The sequence below is a fragment of the Priestia megaterium genome (genome assembly GCF_023824195.1).
Taxonomy (GTDB): Bacteria; Bacillota; Bacilli; order Bacillales; family Bacillaceae_H; genus Priestia; species Priestia megaterium_D.
The window spans coordinates 1,996,839-2,012,812 of record NZ_CP085442.1 but is presented as its reverse complement, the minus strand read 5'-3'; the positions used below and the strand labels follow the sequence as shown (position 1 = coordinate 2,012,812).

The 15,974-nt window shown below is 33.6% G+C and carries 14 protein-coding genes and 1 pseudogene; 3 read left to right on the top strand and 12 right to left on the bottom strand.

What is annotated here, in order from left to right; all coding sequences use genetic code 11:
• The first annotated feature begins 38 nt into the window (after positions 1-38).
• Complete coding sequence (locus LIS78_RS10135; RefSeq protein ID WP_252285090.1) at positions 39-1,667, top strand: multicopper oxidase family protein; 1,629 nt, start codon at positions 39-41, stop codon at positions 1,665-1,667.
• An 80-nt stretch (positions 1,668-1,747) separates the two neighbouring features.
• Here LIS78_RS10135 and LIS78_RS10130 read toward each other — a convergent pair whose 3' ends face one another.
• The 3 genes from LIS78_RS10130 to LIS78_RS10120 form a co-directional block, all read right to left on the bottom strand.
• Entirely contained in the window at positions 1,748-2,272 is a 525-nt protein-coding gene (locus tag LIS78_RS10130) for a PCYCGC motif-containing (lipo)protein (RefSeq protein WP_434092343.1), read from the bottom strand.
• Between the two features lie 121 nt (positions 2,273-2,393).
• Positions 2,394-3,119 (bottom strand): ZIP family metal transporter, encoded by a 726-nt coding sequence (locus LIS78_RS10125; RefSeq protein ID WP_252285089.1) that lies wholly within the window; start codon positions 3,117-3,119, stop codon positions 2,394-2,396.
• A 369-nt stretch (positions 3,120-3,488) separates the two neighbouring features.
• The gene (locus tag LIS78_RS10120) at positions 3,489-3,740 is read right to left on the bottom strand and encodes a hypothetical protein (RefSeq protein WP_252285088.1); all 252 of its coding nucleotides are present in this window, start codon (positions 3,738-3,740) and stop codon (positions 3,489-3,491) included.
• 178 nt (positions 3,741-3,918) lie between these two features.
• On the opposite strand from LIS78_RS10120, the gene LIS78_RS10115 reads away from it, so the two are divergent.
• Positions 3,919-4,278 carry an ArsR/SmtB family transcription factor gene (locus LIS78_RS10115; protein ID WP_286676953.1) on the top strand — a complete coding sequence of 120 codons (360 nt, stop codon included), beginning with the start codon at positions 3,919-3,921 and terminating at the stop codon, positions 4,276-4,278.
• A gap of 31 nt (positions 4,279-4,309) precedes the next feature.
• Complete coding sequence (locus tag LIS78_RS10110) at positions 4,310-4,858, top strand: cation transporter (protein WP_252285087.1); 549 nt, start codon at positions 4,310-4,312, stop codon at positions 4,856-4,858.
• Between the two features lie 424 nt (positions 4,859-5,282).
• Here LIS78_RS10110 and LIS78_RS10105 read toward each other — a convergent pair whose 3' ends face one another.
• From LIS78_RS10105 to LIS78_RS10065, 9 genes and pseudogenes are all read right to left on the bottom strand, one after another.
• Positions 5,283-5,870, bottom strand: coding sequence for a recombinase family protein (locus LIS78_RS10105; RefSeq protein ID WP_252285086.1), 588 nt, complete (start codon positions 5,868-5,870; stop codon positions 5,283-5,285).
• A gap of 176 nt (positions 5,871-6,046) precedes the next feature.
• Positions 6,047-8,644, bottom strand: coding sequence for a DEAD/DEAH box helicase (locus LIS78_RS10100; protein ID WP_252285085.1), 2,598 nt, complete (start codon positions 8,642-8,644; stop codon positions 6,047-6,049).
• Entirely contained in the window at positions 8,637-9,617 is a 981-nt protein-coding gene (locus LIS78_RS10095) for a HamA C-terminal domain-containing protein (protein ID WP_252285084.1), read from the bottom strand. Before LIS78_RS10095 ends, LIS78_RS10100 begins: the two co-directional genes overlap by 8 nt.
• Positions 9,618-10,093: 476 nt before the next feature.
• A pseudogene (locus LIS78_RS10090) lies at positions 10,094-11,062 on the bottom strand (DNA topoisomerase); the annotation flags it as partial.
• A gap of 208 nt (positions 11,063-11,270) precedes the next feature.
• Complete coding sequence (arsC, locus tag LIS78_RS10085; protein ID WP_252285083.1) at positions 11,271-11,693, bottom strand: arsenate reductase (thioredoxin); 423 nt, start codon at positions 11,691-11,693, stop codon at positions 11,271-11,273.
• A gap of 23 nt (positions 11,694-11,716) precedes the next feature.
• Positions 11,717-13,015 carry an arsenic transporter gene (locus LIS78_RS10080; protein WP_252285082.1) on the bottom strand — a complete coding sequence of 433 codons (1,299 nt, stop codon included), beginning with the start codon at positions 13,013-13,015 and terminating at the stop codon, positions 11,717-11,719.
• A gap of 15 nt (positions 13,016-13,030) precedes the next feature.
• The gene (locus LIS78_RS10075; protein ID WP_195780367.1) at positions 13,031-13,381 is read right to left on the bottom strand and encodes an ArsR/SmtB family transcription factor; all 351 of its coding nucleotides are present in this window, start codon (positions 13,379-13,381) and stop codon (positions 13,031-13,033) included.
• A gap of 374 nt (positions 13,382-13,755) precedes the next feature.
• Positions 13,756-14,532 carry a YibE/F family protein gene (locus LIS78_RS10070; protein WP_195780368.1) on the bottom strand — a complete coding sequence of 259 codons (777 nt, stop codon included), beginning with the start codon at positions 14,530-14,532 and terminating at the stop codon, positions 13,756-13,758.
• Positions 14,529-15,692 carry a YibE/F family protein gene (locus tag LIS78_RS10065; RefSeq protein ID WP_491723621.1) on the bottom strand — a complete coding sequence of 388 codons (1,164 nt, stop codon included), beginning with the start codon at positions 15,690-15,692 and terminating at the stop codon, positions 14,529-14,531. Before LIS78_RS10065 ends, LIS78_RS10070 begins: the two co-directional genes overlap by 4 nt.
• Between the last annotated feature and the right edge of the window lie 282 nt (positions 15,693-15,974).

Genomic DNA, 15,974 nt, shown 5'->3' with positions numbered 1-15,974 from the left:
CATTGTAGACATATTTAAATTAATATGGAGGTGCTGTAGTGAAAAAGTTATGGCTTACTTTAATTTTAGCATTGTTAGTTGTCATTGGAGTTGCTTGCTCTAATAGTGAAGACAGTATGAAAGGGCATGATATGTCTAACATGAAAGAAGAAGACAGGAACAATCACGATATGTCTAACATGGATAATACAAACAAGGGAGAACAAAGTAAAAAAGAAAAATTCCCTTCTACTCGAACAACACAAGTAAAGACAGGAAAGGAATTCACTCTAACTGCTAAAGAAGCTACACATGATTTTGGTAATGGAACGAAATTACCTGTTTGGACATATGATGGTTCTGTCCCTGGATCCCAAATTCGAGTCAAACAAGGAGATAAGGTTAAAATCAACTTAAAAAATGAATTATCTGAACCTGTAACAATCCACTGGCATGGACTTCCTGTTCCAAATAGTCAAGATGGGATTCCTGGAGTCACTATGAATGCTGTACAGCCGGGTAAAACATTCATTTATGAATTTACAGCTTCTGTTCCGGGAACATATTGGTATCATTCACATCAGGATAGCGTCAATCAAATAGACAAAGGTTTATATGGAACGCTGATTGTAGAAGGAAAAAATGAAGAAAAAGTAGATAAAGATTATACACTTGTTTTAGATGAATGGATTTCGTCCGGTGAGAGTAGCATGGAAGGTATGGATCATGGATCCATGACAAGTGAAGAAAATAAGAACGATACAGATAACTCAACCGAAAGCATGGATGGAATGAATATGAATATGGATATGGAAGATGATATGAGCATGTATGATCTTTATACCATTAATGGAAAAAGTGCAAATAATATGGAAACCCTAAAAGTTACTGAAGGAGATACAGTAAAAATTCGCTTAGTCAATGCAGGATATATCTCTCATAAGATACACTTACATGGATATGAATTTAAAATTGTCTCAACAGATGGGCAACCAATTAACAATCCTGCTATTATAAAAGATCAAACGGTGACAGTTGCTCCAGGTGAACGATACGATTTAGTATTCAAAGCTAACAACCCTGGTACATCATATATTGAATCTCATGATGATACCGATGCTACTAAAAATATGGTTGCTAAAATCGTTTATGATAACTCAAAGAAAGCTAATGATAAACTAAATCCAGAAGAATCTATACCAAATGTAGATATCACTAAATATGGTAAAACTACAAAAAGTGAATTTTCTCTTGATAGTAAATACGACGTTGAATATAAAATGAATCTTGGTACAGCTATGAAAGACAATAGTATGGTTTATACAATCAACAATAGAACCTATCCTAATACTGAACCTTTAAATGTAAAAGAAGGTGATGTAGTTAAAGTAACGTTGAAAAACACATCTAAATCAGCTGATCATCCAATGCATTTACATGGACATTTCTTTCAAGTGTTGAGTAAAAACGGAAAGCCGATAGAAGGTTCACCACTAATGAAAGATACGCTGAATGTTAAACCAGGTGAAGAATATGTTGTGGCATTCAAGGCTGACAGTCCTGGAAACTGGATGTTTCACTGTCATGATTTACATCATGCTTCGGCCGGAATGGTCACAGCAGTAAAATATAAGGGGTATAAACCTTCTTTCACACCAGATTCAAATGCAAATAACAAACCTGAATAAAAGAATCCCCAGGCAGCAATATTGTCTGGGGATTCTTTTATGATAAATCATAATATTGTTTATTATTGAGGAACTCGAACTTAAATTTCAGGAGTAGGTGTTGGTTTTGCATATCCACTTTTATATTTTTCATCAATTGATTGACGGATTTGTTTGATTGATTTTCCTGACTTTAAATCAGAAACTGACTGTGCTGCAATTTCAAGACAAACCCCACATTTTGTTCCATGGTCATCCCATACTACCTTTCCATTTTCTTTATTCTCATAGATAAAGCAATCATAGTTATTTTTATGTCCTGCCGATTCTCCACATCCACAATAGCATGGAATATTCTCTAATAGTTCTTTATTTTGGGCAACACTTGCATAAATAACCTGCATATCTTCTGATTTATTCTTTAAAAATTCAGGCAAGATTTCATTGCTTGCTGTTTCTTCCCTAATGTCACCACTAACGTGTTCGGAATGTTGTTGATGCTCTTTCTCTGTAGCATTTGTTTTTTCCTTACTAGCCGTTTCTTCACTTGTACTTGAACTTGAACAAGCTGTAGAAACTATGCTTACTATTAACATGATTAATACAACTAAAGACTTTTTATGCAACTAAGACACCCTTTCCTACTATTATATTAGTAACTAACTCTATAATAGTAAGGAAAAGTTCAACCTACAAGGTATATCCATCATTCTTGTCGTTTTTAAAACAACTCATAACAAAATCCCTTTAATGACCGTGAAACAGTGAAAGGGAATACTGATAAAAGTAAATAATTAATACCCCTAAGCCTATAAGCATCCATACATGTAGACGTCTAAAATGAGTTATAGCCTTGCCTATTACTTCATGAAAGATAACGAAGGACAATGTACCGATTGCTCCCCCAGTCGATAAAGCTTGTAATTTAAGTGAGGAAGCTTGTACGCTTTCTCCAATTAATAAACTACCACCTAAGGATAGAGATAAGAAGATTATAATTAGTAAAAAGAATAATTGCGGTACTTTTGCTACAGAAAGAACAGTCATGATTGCCATGCCCTCTGGAATCTGGTGTAAAATGGTGGCTACAAACACAGAAGTTGACTGGTGTATATCGGTTATACCGAATGTAATACCAGTAATTACATTATGAAAGAATATAGCTACTGTTAATAAAATGAGTGCCTGTAAAGGTGAAATTTCACTATTTTGTTTATGCAAAAAGAGGTCAATACATAGCATGATGATATATCCTACAACAATTCCTAATAGCACTCCTTGTAGGTCGTATATATGCCAAGTAGAAGGAAGGATATCGAAGAACAATAATCCTAATAATATTCCTCCACAAATGGCATACATAAACTGGATCCTTCCCTGAACTACATAGCTTACTATTTTAAGGAGGCCACCACCTACTAACAAGCCAAGTAATGAACCTATAGTGAATAACAAATTCATTTCTATATGCATAACTGTTACTTCCTTTCGGCTATATTGGTATTTACAATTAACCTATTCGAAGAAAAAGCAATCATACCTAGGTTTTAAAGATGTTCAATAGAAAGAAGAGTATCCACTCATAAAAAAGAGCAAATCCAAAAGGTTTGCCCTTTTTTATTGCTTAAATCTTATGCTGTTTGTGCTCATTTCTTTTTCATTGCTTTTCTTTTCGTTATATAACGAGCAGCTAAATAAGAACCTACTACATAAATAAGAGATAAAACTTGGAAAGACAACTTTATTAGAAATGAGGATAGTTAGGTTGTTCTTAGATGTTAGAATTTAAAACATTCTATATATAGTTTAACTATATATACTTTTCTTCATTAACATTAATAGTTACCATGCCTCAGTGAATCCACCTATAGCTATCACAATCACTATTAGACCTATGCCCATGTATAGAAAGGGCCCTTTTCCTTTCCACTCTAAATGAGTAGCGTAACCATTAAAAATGAGCGATGCTCCTAACAAAACAAGGCCAAATGACTTCAAGTAAAGTGAATGCTGAAAGTAAGAAACGATAGCTAGAATGGCTCCCACTACAGCTAAAAGTACATAAAATACTTTCAATGCTTTAAGACATTTCATGTCTTTCCCCCTTTTTGCATCAACCTTAAACTATCCTCTGTTACCCAGCATATGTTTTTTTATAATCAATTTAGTTCTTGTTTCAAAAAATAATCAAATAAACATTTGAACACTCTTTGAAAATGGCATACATTATAAACAAATACACATTTGAATGTTTGAATATAAGGAGGAAATTATGGCAAAAGACCGTTGCGATATTTATTGTTATAACGAAGAAAAAGTTAATCGTATTAAGTCTTCTATAGATGTTGAGAAAGCTCAAGGTGTAACGAAGACCTTAAAAGCTTTAGCAGATGAAACAAGATTGAAGCTTGTCCTTGCTTTGTATAAGGGAGAAGAATTATGTGTTTGTGACGTAGCTAATATTGTTGGGTCTACAGTAGCAACAGCTTCTCATCATTTGAGACTTCTTCGTAATATGGGAATTGCAAGCTACCGTAAAGAAGGAAAACTAGCTTTTTATTCTTTGAATGATGAACATATTAAGCAGTTGATTCAAGTCCTGTTTACTGAGAAGGAAGAAATTACGATTTAAGCTTTTCTTACTATATGAGGAGTTGGAAGAAATGGCACACAAAAATGAACAAGATGAATCAAATATAAGTTGTTGCAGTAGCAACCCTTCAACAAAATTAGAAAATGAAGTGAAAAGCGATAGTTGCTGTAGTTCAAATAGTATTGCTTTATTAAAAGAGGAAGATTATCAGAAGAAATCAAGCTGTTGTAGTTTAAGCAGCTCTAAGGTAGTTGAGGAAAAACCTAAAGAACAACAATCAACTTATTGTAGCAGCAACACGTCAAGTGAAATAAAGATAGATAGTTGCTGCAGCTCAGATAGTATTGCCTTAACTAAAGAAGAACATCTACAACTTAAGTCAAGTTGTTGTAGTTACAGTTCAGCATCTGAAGAGGAAGAACATGTTTCAGATGGAACAGGAGAAAAAAACGAATATCGAGTATATGGAATGGATTGTCCTGCTTGTGCTGCTACTATTGAAAAAATTCTAAAGACTTTAAAAGATATACAAGACGTAAAAGTAAATTACAGCACAGGAAAACTGCAAGTAGTAGCTAACCACCAATTGGCTTTTTCCCCTATCCCAAACCTTGGGTAAAAGCAGAGTGCATAAGTATCCTAGTGGTTTTCTTTTTCACAGGAATTTTAGGCACATTTCCCCACCACATGATATTAATCTTACAGTCAAATCTGAAGGTGCAGCGAGGTGGGTTATAGATTTACTTGGGAGCTCTATTAAAACGCCAGTCAATTTAGAAATAATAGCTTCATTACAAGGGATAGTTGCTTTTTCCTTTGGGATTCTGTTTCTTTTTATGATTTTTCTTAGCTTTTATAAGAAAACAATTCCCGTATTAGCCGTTTTTTTTGGATTCTGTTTTCTTATAAGTATTTATCTAGGTTTAATGACGAGTATTGTACTTAACTAGAAGTAAAGACAGCTTAAGAAATGAAAGGCTTATAAGGGAAACAGTGTTAACATGTTTCCCCTTATAAGTGTTTATAACAAGTTTTTTAATAAATCATTTCAATAAACTTGATTTATTATTTTTTATATTTCTATATAAAGCTGATCTAGATACATTGGTGATATCGCATATTTGTTTTACAGTCATATTTCCTTCATTATAAAGTTTTATTGCGTAATTCATTCCAGCATGCTTTTCATGATATTTTCTCAATCTTCCCTGATACTTTCCTTCTTCCTTAGCAAGCTCAATTCCTTCTCTTTGCCTCATCCTTATCAAATCTCTTTCCAATTGATTTACACCAGCCATTACTGTAATAAGAAAGTGACTATAAGGATTATTTTCCGAAAGGTTAAGCCAATTATCCTTTAAAGAATTAAGGTTAGCTCTCTTTTCCTTTATATAATCTATAAGCTCAAATAGATCTTTTGTACTTCTAGTTATACGGGTCAAATCTGTAACATGAATAGTGTCATCTTCTTTCAAATCACTTAACATTTTTTGTAATTCAGGACGGTTTGTTGAAGCTCCAGAGGTATGTTCTTGATAAATAATTTCACAGCCTATTTCTTGCAGCTGTATAATTTGTCTTTTAGGATTTTGATCTGATGAACTTACTCGACAATACCCTATTTTACGCATTTTCCCACCTCCATTTTGGGATAAGTCATATGGGACACTCTAATTATAGCAATTTCGTGAAAACAGAACTATCCCAATAGGGTTTACTCTATTGGGATAGTTTTGATTAGTTTGTAATGTAACAAACAAAAGTACTTGATAGAACTATGAAATGAACTATTTGAAATACGCTTTATTTAAGGTCGCGTTAGTTTATTATATATAAACAAATTAATTATCTCTTCTTTGCAAACAAGTGGAAGTGACAATTTCTCTAAATCAACTTTAGATAACCACTTCTTTACATCTTCAGTATTTAAATTATTGTTCTTTACTACTATCGTTAATATACTTGCTGTAGCCCTAGACAAGCCTAATTCCATAAAGCTAATCATAGTCCTAGAACTAGCGCCCAACTCTAAATATAATGAAATATTAGGGATATTCTCCTTCCATGATGAGTTACCTGTTTGATCTAATGCAAATTTTAAGATATCTAAATAGCAACTAAAATATTTTACATATCGAAATCTTAACTGTTTTTCTATATTAGACATTACTTCTCTAATTACTGTAGATATATTTGGGGTTCCTTTCATGTTTTTATTTTTAAAATCATAGGCATCTTGGATTAGTCCAGAAAATGATTCTCCCCTCATCCACCTAATAGCTAAAGGAGCAAAGTAAAAATGAGAACGATCTTTACCAGGTATCTTTTGAAGATTTGTATGAATTCTTTTGAACGTCCAAAGGTAGTTATCATAAACCTCTTTCCAGTCTCTTAAAGGATGCAACGGAATAAATTTTGTAGGACCTTCTTTGTCTATTTTTTTTATTAAGTATTGTAACATTTGTTCTTGCCTATACGGTGAAATAGAGATATTGTTTCTCACTAGCGAACCCGGAATCTCAAGTTCTTTATACATTTCTTTAAGAGCACTACTTATATCATTCCTTACAGTTTCGCTAACTGGGGAATCTAAGTTATCAAAAGTTTGATTTAAAGTATCACTCAAAAAATGTGTATAAAGTTTAACGAAGGTTGTTTCAAGACCTTGAGAATCCGGGTTACCTGAAGTATGACCTTTATCTTTTATAAAAGAAATTAGTTGACTACTATCTTCAACCAAATGTCTCTGAAATGCTGGCTTTATTTCAACATTTTTATCTAATTGATTGTTCAAAGGATTCTCTATCCAATCCTTTATATTTATAATAAAAACATTCCCCTGAAAGTCTATTCCCATCCTCCCTGCCCTTCCAGCTAAATTCCAAAACTCTAAAGGGGCTATGGGAATGTCCTTTCTTCCTTCAGAGGTATTTTTAGAACCTTTTGTTGGGTTTTCTAAAAATAAATTTTGTATTGGTAAATTAATTCCATGTAGGAGAGTGCTGGTGCTAACTAAATACTTTAGTTTACCTTGACTATATAAATCTTCTATTGTTGATCTAATTATTGCAGGGATATTTCCGTAATGAAAGGCTACCCCTTTCTTTAATGAGTGAACCAGTTCGTATTCTTCATGGATATAATCTTTTATAAAATCAATAAAATGTAAGATTGTTTCATCTTCAGTTTCTTCTGTCAACAAATTCGAAATTTCTTTTGCGATTAATTCACTTTTTGCTTGTCCACCAGCGTAAACTAAATTATTATGCCCCATTCCAAATTGAACTGCTATCTTTGACAGCAAGGACGCTTCTCTATCATTAAAGCTTAGTGTTTCTGTTCCAAGTAATACCTTGTTTTGATTGATTTGCGTTTCTAATTGTATTTGATTATTCTCTACGTTTAAAAATATTAAATTTTGTGAAACAGAACTTTCTTCTTCCTTAATGCTTTTAAACTTTTCAATCCCGAAAATTTTAGGTAATAACTGTGGATTTTCTGTAAGAGGAGAAGCAAAAATTATTTGAGTCTCTTTATGGATATTTAATAAATTTTCTAATACAAATTGTAAAATAACCCCTCTATCATCATCCGATATTAACTGAGATTCATCCACGATTACAAGATCAAAAACTTTTTCCGGATGATCTTTTAGCAAAATCTGTAATCTCTCTTGGGTCAATACATAAACTTCTTTTTCATAATGATTATCTTTTGAAATGTTTGGAACGGTACTTATTGAAACATTGGTTAAATTATTATCTTTCATGGATTTCATTAATGTATTAGAAACTTGTGTAATCAGAGCTCTAGAAGGGACTACATAAATAGCATTAAATCTATTATTAGTAATTAGTTTATCCATAATAAAATTTTGTAAGATAAAAGACTTCCCTGCTGAAGTAGGCGCACTTAAAGAAACTGTTAGACCTAACCCTAAATATCCCCATAATTCTTTTTGGAAATCAGTTAATTTAAAACTATTATCTTTTATTTGCAAGGTATTTTCTTGTGTTTTTTGAATGGACTCTACAACAGAAAGAAAAGGCAAGGTTTTATCATGAGCATCGCTTTTTAACCCTTTTTTGCTCATTAAATCAATTGCAGGAAAATTCCCCAACCTTAACATTATAAATTCTATTAATTCATGTAAATTTTCAAGATTATCTTTAAATAATAATAATGAATTAATTGCTATTTTATAGGCTGCTTCTTTATACTCTTTCTCTTCTGTAGTTGAAAATATCGTTGCACTTTCCAATAAACGCTTTAAAGACAGCAAAGATAACTGTGAATCTTCTTTAAATAAAGAAAAAGATTTTTTGAACCCTTCTGACAAAAGTAACTCATAATCTTTTATAAATTCTTCCTTTTTCCAAATTTTATCAGAGAGCTCTTTATTCATCAAAACCACCCTTTAACTTTCTATAAAATTTCGTACGAACTTCTGAAACATCTTTAAAAGGCAATAAAAAGAATATAAATTTTAAATGTTTAATCCCTTGATTCTCTATTTTCTCTTTAAATAAATCACAAGCTGTTTTGATTCTCTGAAGATATTGCTCTTCGAATTTCTGCACTATTTCTTCTCTTGTAAAACGTTGAGTGTTTCGCAGAAAAGAATAGTTAAATCCAACAAAACAAGCGAAGTATTCTTCTATCTCATTACTTTCATCTTCATACGGATCAAAATATTTTAATAATACCTTTTTCAAATCCTCATCATCAATAGATAGATGCCCTTTAATGATTTTAATGTCTCTTTCTTTTGGAATAGATCCATCCTGTTCATGATTAATAAAATTTGAAATTGAAGAACAAATTTCATCTAAAGCACTAGGCAATTGTTGGTATAGCTTAGATTCTCCCCAAATCAAATTTAAAAATCCAGTGTTATTGTTAAACCTTGCATGAACTCCATCTGATCCATGAACAGGCATGTTTACATTAGTTTTCAAAAACATTTTTGAAGCAATTTGGGGTGCATGTAATCCTAATTCTAGTAAAAGAAACAAAGCTAATTCTCCTGGCTCTCCAGTTTTCTTTTGTTGTTCTTTAGCCTTAATAAACAAATCACAGGCTTCATCTCTCATAGCGTATATATGTCTTTCATCCATTTTCTCTAGGAATTTCTCCATATATTCCTTTTTTATTCTTTCAGGCAAGCAAAAGTCAGCAATGCGATCATACATTAGCTGTACAAACTCATCTATAGTAGGGTTTCTATCTTTAAATGTTAAATAATAAAAGTACCCTTCTAGCTCAATATGATTGTGCTCCCACGAGTAGTTAATTTGTTTTAATCTAGTTTCTAAATTAGGGTACTTTCCTGACCTTTCACCCATTTTATCCCTTAGTAAATTTTCAATTGAAGACATTATCTTTCCCCTTTAAAAAGTTATAGTAACAATATAAAGCTTAAAAATAATTGACTATTCTGATTTTTATAAAGAAGATAACTTGCAAGAGTGTGATTTTAGAACTATTTCTTTTATATACTAATTATACAATAAATTAACATTAAATAAGCAAAAAGAATTAAATATTTTTTACTTATTATGTTTTATATGAAAAGTAGATAAGTAGCCCTCAACATATAGCTCTAAAAACAATAATTTGTTTAAAAATATCTTTTTAAGAATTCCAATATTTGTTTTAGGGTTAAAAATGCAGACAGAAGGCATATAACTAGAGGAGTTAATTAGAAGCTTAAATTTTTATTGGTGATTGAATCTAAGATAACTATTTATGTACACTTTAAATTTATGAACACAAACTTAACATATTAGTATTCCAATAATATCAAAGTTTGTATCTTTATCACTATTTATGTACAACTATTTTTTATAGATAAACTTCGTGGATAAGAAACAATTCCTTTCTGATACAGCCCTTGCAGCACATCAAGCGTCTTTTTAGGAGAAAACTTAAACGCTTTATTCGCCGTTGCTTGAAGTGATGATAGGTTAAATAATAGCGGCGGCTGGAACTCTTTTCGCTCCGTTACGAGTTCATGAACTTCCGCTTCTTTTCCTTCGCAAAACTGAGCAATTTTATAGGCCATTTCTTTTTCTTTAAGACGCGATTCTCCATCTTGATGCCATTTACCTTCATACTTCTTTCCTTCAATATCAAACTTAGCAAGCACTTCCCAAAAAGGCTCTGATTTAAAGTTATCAATTTCTTTTTCACGCTTCACGATCAAAGCAAGAGTTGGCGTCTGAACTCGTCCTGCTGAAAAAACATCTGACATGCCATGCTTTTTTAACAAAATGCTATACACCCGTGAAGCATTCATCCCAACGACCCAATCTGCACATGCTCTTGTATATGCTTCATAATAAAGGTTACGCGTATCGCTTTCGTCTTTTAACTGTTGAAACCCATCATAAATGGCTTTTGGCGTTAAAGAAGAAATCCACAATCGTTTCATCGGCTTATGCACACCTGACAGCTGAATGATATTACGAACAATTAATTCCCCTTCACGCCCCGCATCTCCCGCATGTATAATTTCTGTGACCGTGGGCTTTTTAAGCAGCTTTTTTACCACTTGAAACTGCTTCGCTTTTGAGCGCGTCACTTCATATTGAAAACGGTCTGGAATCATCGGCAGCGTGTCAATTGACCACTTTTTCCACTCCGGCTTATAATCTTCCGGACTCACAAGCTGACATAAATGCCCCACTGCCCACGTCACATACGCTCCGTCTGTAAACACTTCATTCGGTGGAATCTCTAAATAGCCGTCGTGACGCTTTGGCTTAAACTGTGAAGCGAGCGTCGATCCTTGATCCGGCTTTTCTGCAATAATTAACTTCATATATTTAATCACCTTACATTTCAAATTTCCATGTGAAACTTAGTCAGTTTTATTATTTTATCATAGAAAGAGCTGTTGAAGCATGAATGGGGAAAAAGTAGTTTTGATGAGAGAGTTACATGGTTCAATTTAAAGGTATATCCTTTCTTGTTATACTCCCACTAAAAAAAGCCAGAACTAATTCTCCCGGCTCATCTGACTTTACGTATCATTTGCCTGTTTCGGCAAAGCGTTGAATACGTTCACCAATTTCATCGCGTACACGTTGGAAGAAGGCCCATTTCTCTTCATCTGTTCCTTCAGCTTTTGCCGGGTCATCAAAACCCCAGTGTTCACGTTTCACATGAGGTGGTGTTACTGGACAATGATCCGCTGCATGTCCGCATAACGTAACCACTAAATTTGCATTGTTTAAAATAGCAGGGTCAATGATATCTGACGTTTGGTGTGAAATGTCAACGCCCGCTTCTTTCATTGCCTTAACAACGTTAAGGTTTAGGCCATGTGCTTCAAGACCGGCACTGCGTACATCCCATTCATTGTTATCAAGGTACTTTTTCGCCCATCCTTCTGCCATTTGACTACGACAAGAATTGCCTGTACATAAGAAATAAAGTGTTTTTTTAGACATGTGTCAAATCTCCTTTTGATATGTTATGAAATAATGAGTAACCAAATATACAATCCAACAAGCGTGATAAATAATGTTGGGATAGTTAAGATAATACCTGTTTTAAGATACGTTCCCCACGAAATCTTCACGCCTTTTGTTGAAAGAACATGAAGCCATAAAAGCGTGGCTAAAGAGCCAATCGGAGTAATTTTCGGGCCTAAATCCGATCCAATGACATTTGCATAAATCAACGCTTCCTTGATTGTTCCAGCTGCGTGTGTTGCATCGATTGCTAGTGCATCAATCATAACGGTTGGCATATTGTTCATAATCGATGAAAGAATAGCGGCAGTGAATCCCATACCAATTGTTGCTGCAAACAGTCCATGACTAGCCGCTGCTTGGATCACATCAGACAAAATTTCCGTTAAACCAGCATTACGCAAGCCGTATACAACGACATACATGCCGATCGAGAAAAAGACAATCGCCCATGGAGCCCCCTGTAACACTTTTTTTGTATGAACCGCTCGGCTCTTTTTAGCCATCATTAAAAACAAGATAGCGATAATGCCTGCGATAATAGAAACAGGAACGCTAAAAAATTCTCCAATTAAATAGCCTAGTACTAACAAAACTAAGACAATTCCGGATAAACGAAACATTTTTTCATCTTTGATGGCATCTACCGGCTTCCGTAAATCTGCCACATTGTATTTCTTAGGAATCCTCTTAAGGAAATACACATACAAGACCATAATACTTGCAAACAAAGAAACCAAATCTGGAACAATCATACGTGATGCAAATTCAGAAAAGCTAATACCAAAGAAGTCGGCCGATACGATATTGACTAAGTTACTAACAACAAGGGGCAAAGAGGTTGTATCCGCAATAAAGCCACTTGCGATAACAAACGGAAAAACCATTTTATCGTCGAACTTTAATGCCCGAACCATAGCTAAGACAATAGGTGTTAAAATCAAGGCTGCTCCGTCATTAGCAAATAGCGCTGCTACAACAGCTCCAAGAAGAGACACGTAAACAAACATACGCACGCCGTTCCCACCTGCAGCTCTGGCCATATGAAGAGCTGCCCATTCAAAGAAACCAATTTCATCTAAAATTAAAGAAATAATAATAATAGCGATAAACGTAAGAGTTGCATTCCACACAATACTAGTGACTTCAAAAACGTCTTGAAAATCAACAACGCCTGCCAGTAAAGCAAGAATAGCTCCCCCGCAAGCCGACCAACCAATTGATAAATTCTTCGGCTGCCAAATAACAAAAATTAATGTTACTAAAAAAATCAATGATGCTAGTATAACTGATGCCACTTTTTAAACCTCCAATTATTCACAACAACTAATACGTAGTCCTTGTTTTTCTAGCTCTTTTAAACGCTCGTCCTGACTTGGTACAGATTCAAGTATGCTAAGAACAAACTCATAGTACTGGCTTTCTTTATTAAGAGAATAAAAAATCCACTGTCCTTTTCTTCTTTCTTTCACAAGTTCAGCATCTCTTAACTTTCGTAAATGCTGACTAATTGAAGGTTGGCTAGCTTGATAGATATCCACAAACTCACATACACAGCATTCATTGTTCTCTATTAGTTTCAGCATCGAAAGTCTTGTCTTGTCTCCTAACAGCTTTAAAATTTGGGCTGCTTTTTCTATACTATCTACAGATTTTGTACTCATCGATGAACGCCTCCTGCTTCATTTCAATTGATATATAATAATGTACTTATGTATTAACGTTCATTACTATAATTGATTTCTACATTATTTACAACTCTTTTAGAGAAGTGAAGTGGATTAAACAGGACGATTAATGATGGGTTCTTGGACTTTATGTTACTAGATACAACTTATATAGTGGATAATTATCCTCGATCTTTATCATAAAAGTTATATTGACAGCTCCCGCCAGTGTCCTTTTATACTATCATGTCCTTTTAAAATTCCCGAATTCTTGTTAAGCTGTCTTTTCATGTAAACTTTGTTACAAAAAGCTACACCTTAACTGTTAGACTATAACTAGCAACTAAGGCGTAGCTTTTTAATTAATCGGCTTATTTTAGAACTCGCTTCGCTTTTTCTCTCTTTTGTAAAAAAACAGAGGCACTAATCCAAGAAGTAATCGGAATAATAATGGCTACACCAATACCTCCGCTTAAAATAGAAATGACTTCTGCACAAAAGGTTTTTGAATTGATGATATCTCCAAACGAGTACGACAATCTCTTAAACCATATAATTAAAGTCAAATAACCGCCTACAAAAGCAAAATACAGTGTATTGGTTGTGGTGCCCAAAATATCTCTTCCGATTTTTAAACCAGAATTGAAGAGATTTTTTTTAGTTATGGACGGATTATGAAGAAATAATTCGTTCATAGAAGATGAAATAGATAACGAAATATCAATGATTGCTCCTATGGCCCCCATAATAATTGTACAAATGGCTATTTTAGCAAAGTCAATTCCAACATAAAGTGAAAAAGCGTTAATTTCTTCTTCCTGTTCTTCTCCAAATCCTTGAATCATTGCATGATGTTCAATGGTAAAAATAAAGAGTACTAACATGGCCAAGGTAAGAATGGTTGAAACAAACGCAGCAAGCGTTTTATGATTGAATTTATTGATGTAAAATAAATTGATGCAGCTAATGATTGTGCAAGCGATCAACGTAACAATAATCGTATTTTTTATAGACAGCATAAAGAGAATGGTTAGAAAAATAACGCCAAAATTCAGGAACAAAGCAAGGAAAGATCTAATTCCTTTTTTCCCGCCCACAATACTCATAAGAATAAATAAAATAAGAGCAAGCAATAGTAAAACGTTCACTTTCTGTTCCCCTTCCTAAAAATAAAAAGAATCGAAAGATAGAGTGTAATTGGAATCGTTAAAACAATGCCAATGCTGCCGGTAAGAGCACGGATTACCTCCAAAGAGAAATTCATCGAAAACGTGTATCCTAAAGGAGAGCCATTTTTCAAATAAAGAAGAACCATTGGGATCGTTCCGCTTATATACGAAAAAAATAAAATATTCGTCATCGCTCCCATAATGTCTCCGCCAATTTCCTTGCCAGATTTCAGTAAGTCTTTGTGCGCTATCTCTTTATTCTTTTCATATAGTTCATAGACAGAAGAAGTAATCGTAATCGCGACATCCATAACAGCTCCTAAAGATCCTATTAATACCTCACTCATAAATATTTTTTGAGGAGGAATCGTCACAAACTCCATTCCTTCATAATGAAGGCCATTAGAATCTGTTAGCTGCATGACACCATACGCAATTAAAAGAGAAACAAATGTACCTATCAAAGTTGAAATAATTGCTACATGGGTTTTTTCCTTATTACCGCTTACTAATAATAAAGAAATAACGGTAAAGAGAACGACAGCTACAATACATACAGCTAGCAAGCTCACATTCCCTAGCGCTAAATATACATTGAGGGCCCCTATTAAAAGGACAATATTAATAAGTAAGCTGATGATTGAATAAAAACCTTGTTTTCTTCCAATAGCCAGCAAAATTAATACAAATAAACCCGCAACAGCGGTAACCTGTTTGTCCCTTTTTACTCCTTCAATCGTTCCATTTAGAGTATGGTTTGAATTCTTTTCTAGGGAGACAAAAAGATCTGTCCCTACATTGTACTTTTGATCATAAGCACCTGAGTATGAGTACGAATTCTCTAAATGGATAATTTTCCCTTTATGTTTTCCGTTCATGATTTTAGCAACAATTTCCTGAGAATACACGGTATCTTTATTATGATTTAAATCAGCAGATTTGTTTTTTTCTACAACATTCGTCTTCACTACCTCAGCTATTGGTTTTTTATAAAAAGAATAATTGTGGTTTGTTACAATCAGCGCTATACACAAACAGCAAATTCCTAATATGTAGAGAAAGATTTGTTTGCGTGATGATTTATTGGACTTTACTTTTGAAAAAAAGTTCCTTATATGCTGAGAATACAAAGTAGACATAAATACTTTCCTTTCTGGTTATCAATTGAACGCAGAGCTTTTGAACATGAAGAGACTGCAAAGAGATCTAAGCCCCTTTACAGTCTTTTCATTCGTTTATTATGAGCGTTATACAGCAAGACATACTGCAGGTACACAAGACGCTCAAACCTACTGTTTTTTCATTCCGTACTGTACCAGAGAAAAATGAAATTATAGTGAAAACATAGAACGATTTATCTACTTCACTAGTTTTTTATGACTATCTTATATAATCATAGGAATATAAAAACAAATAGAAAA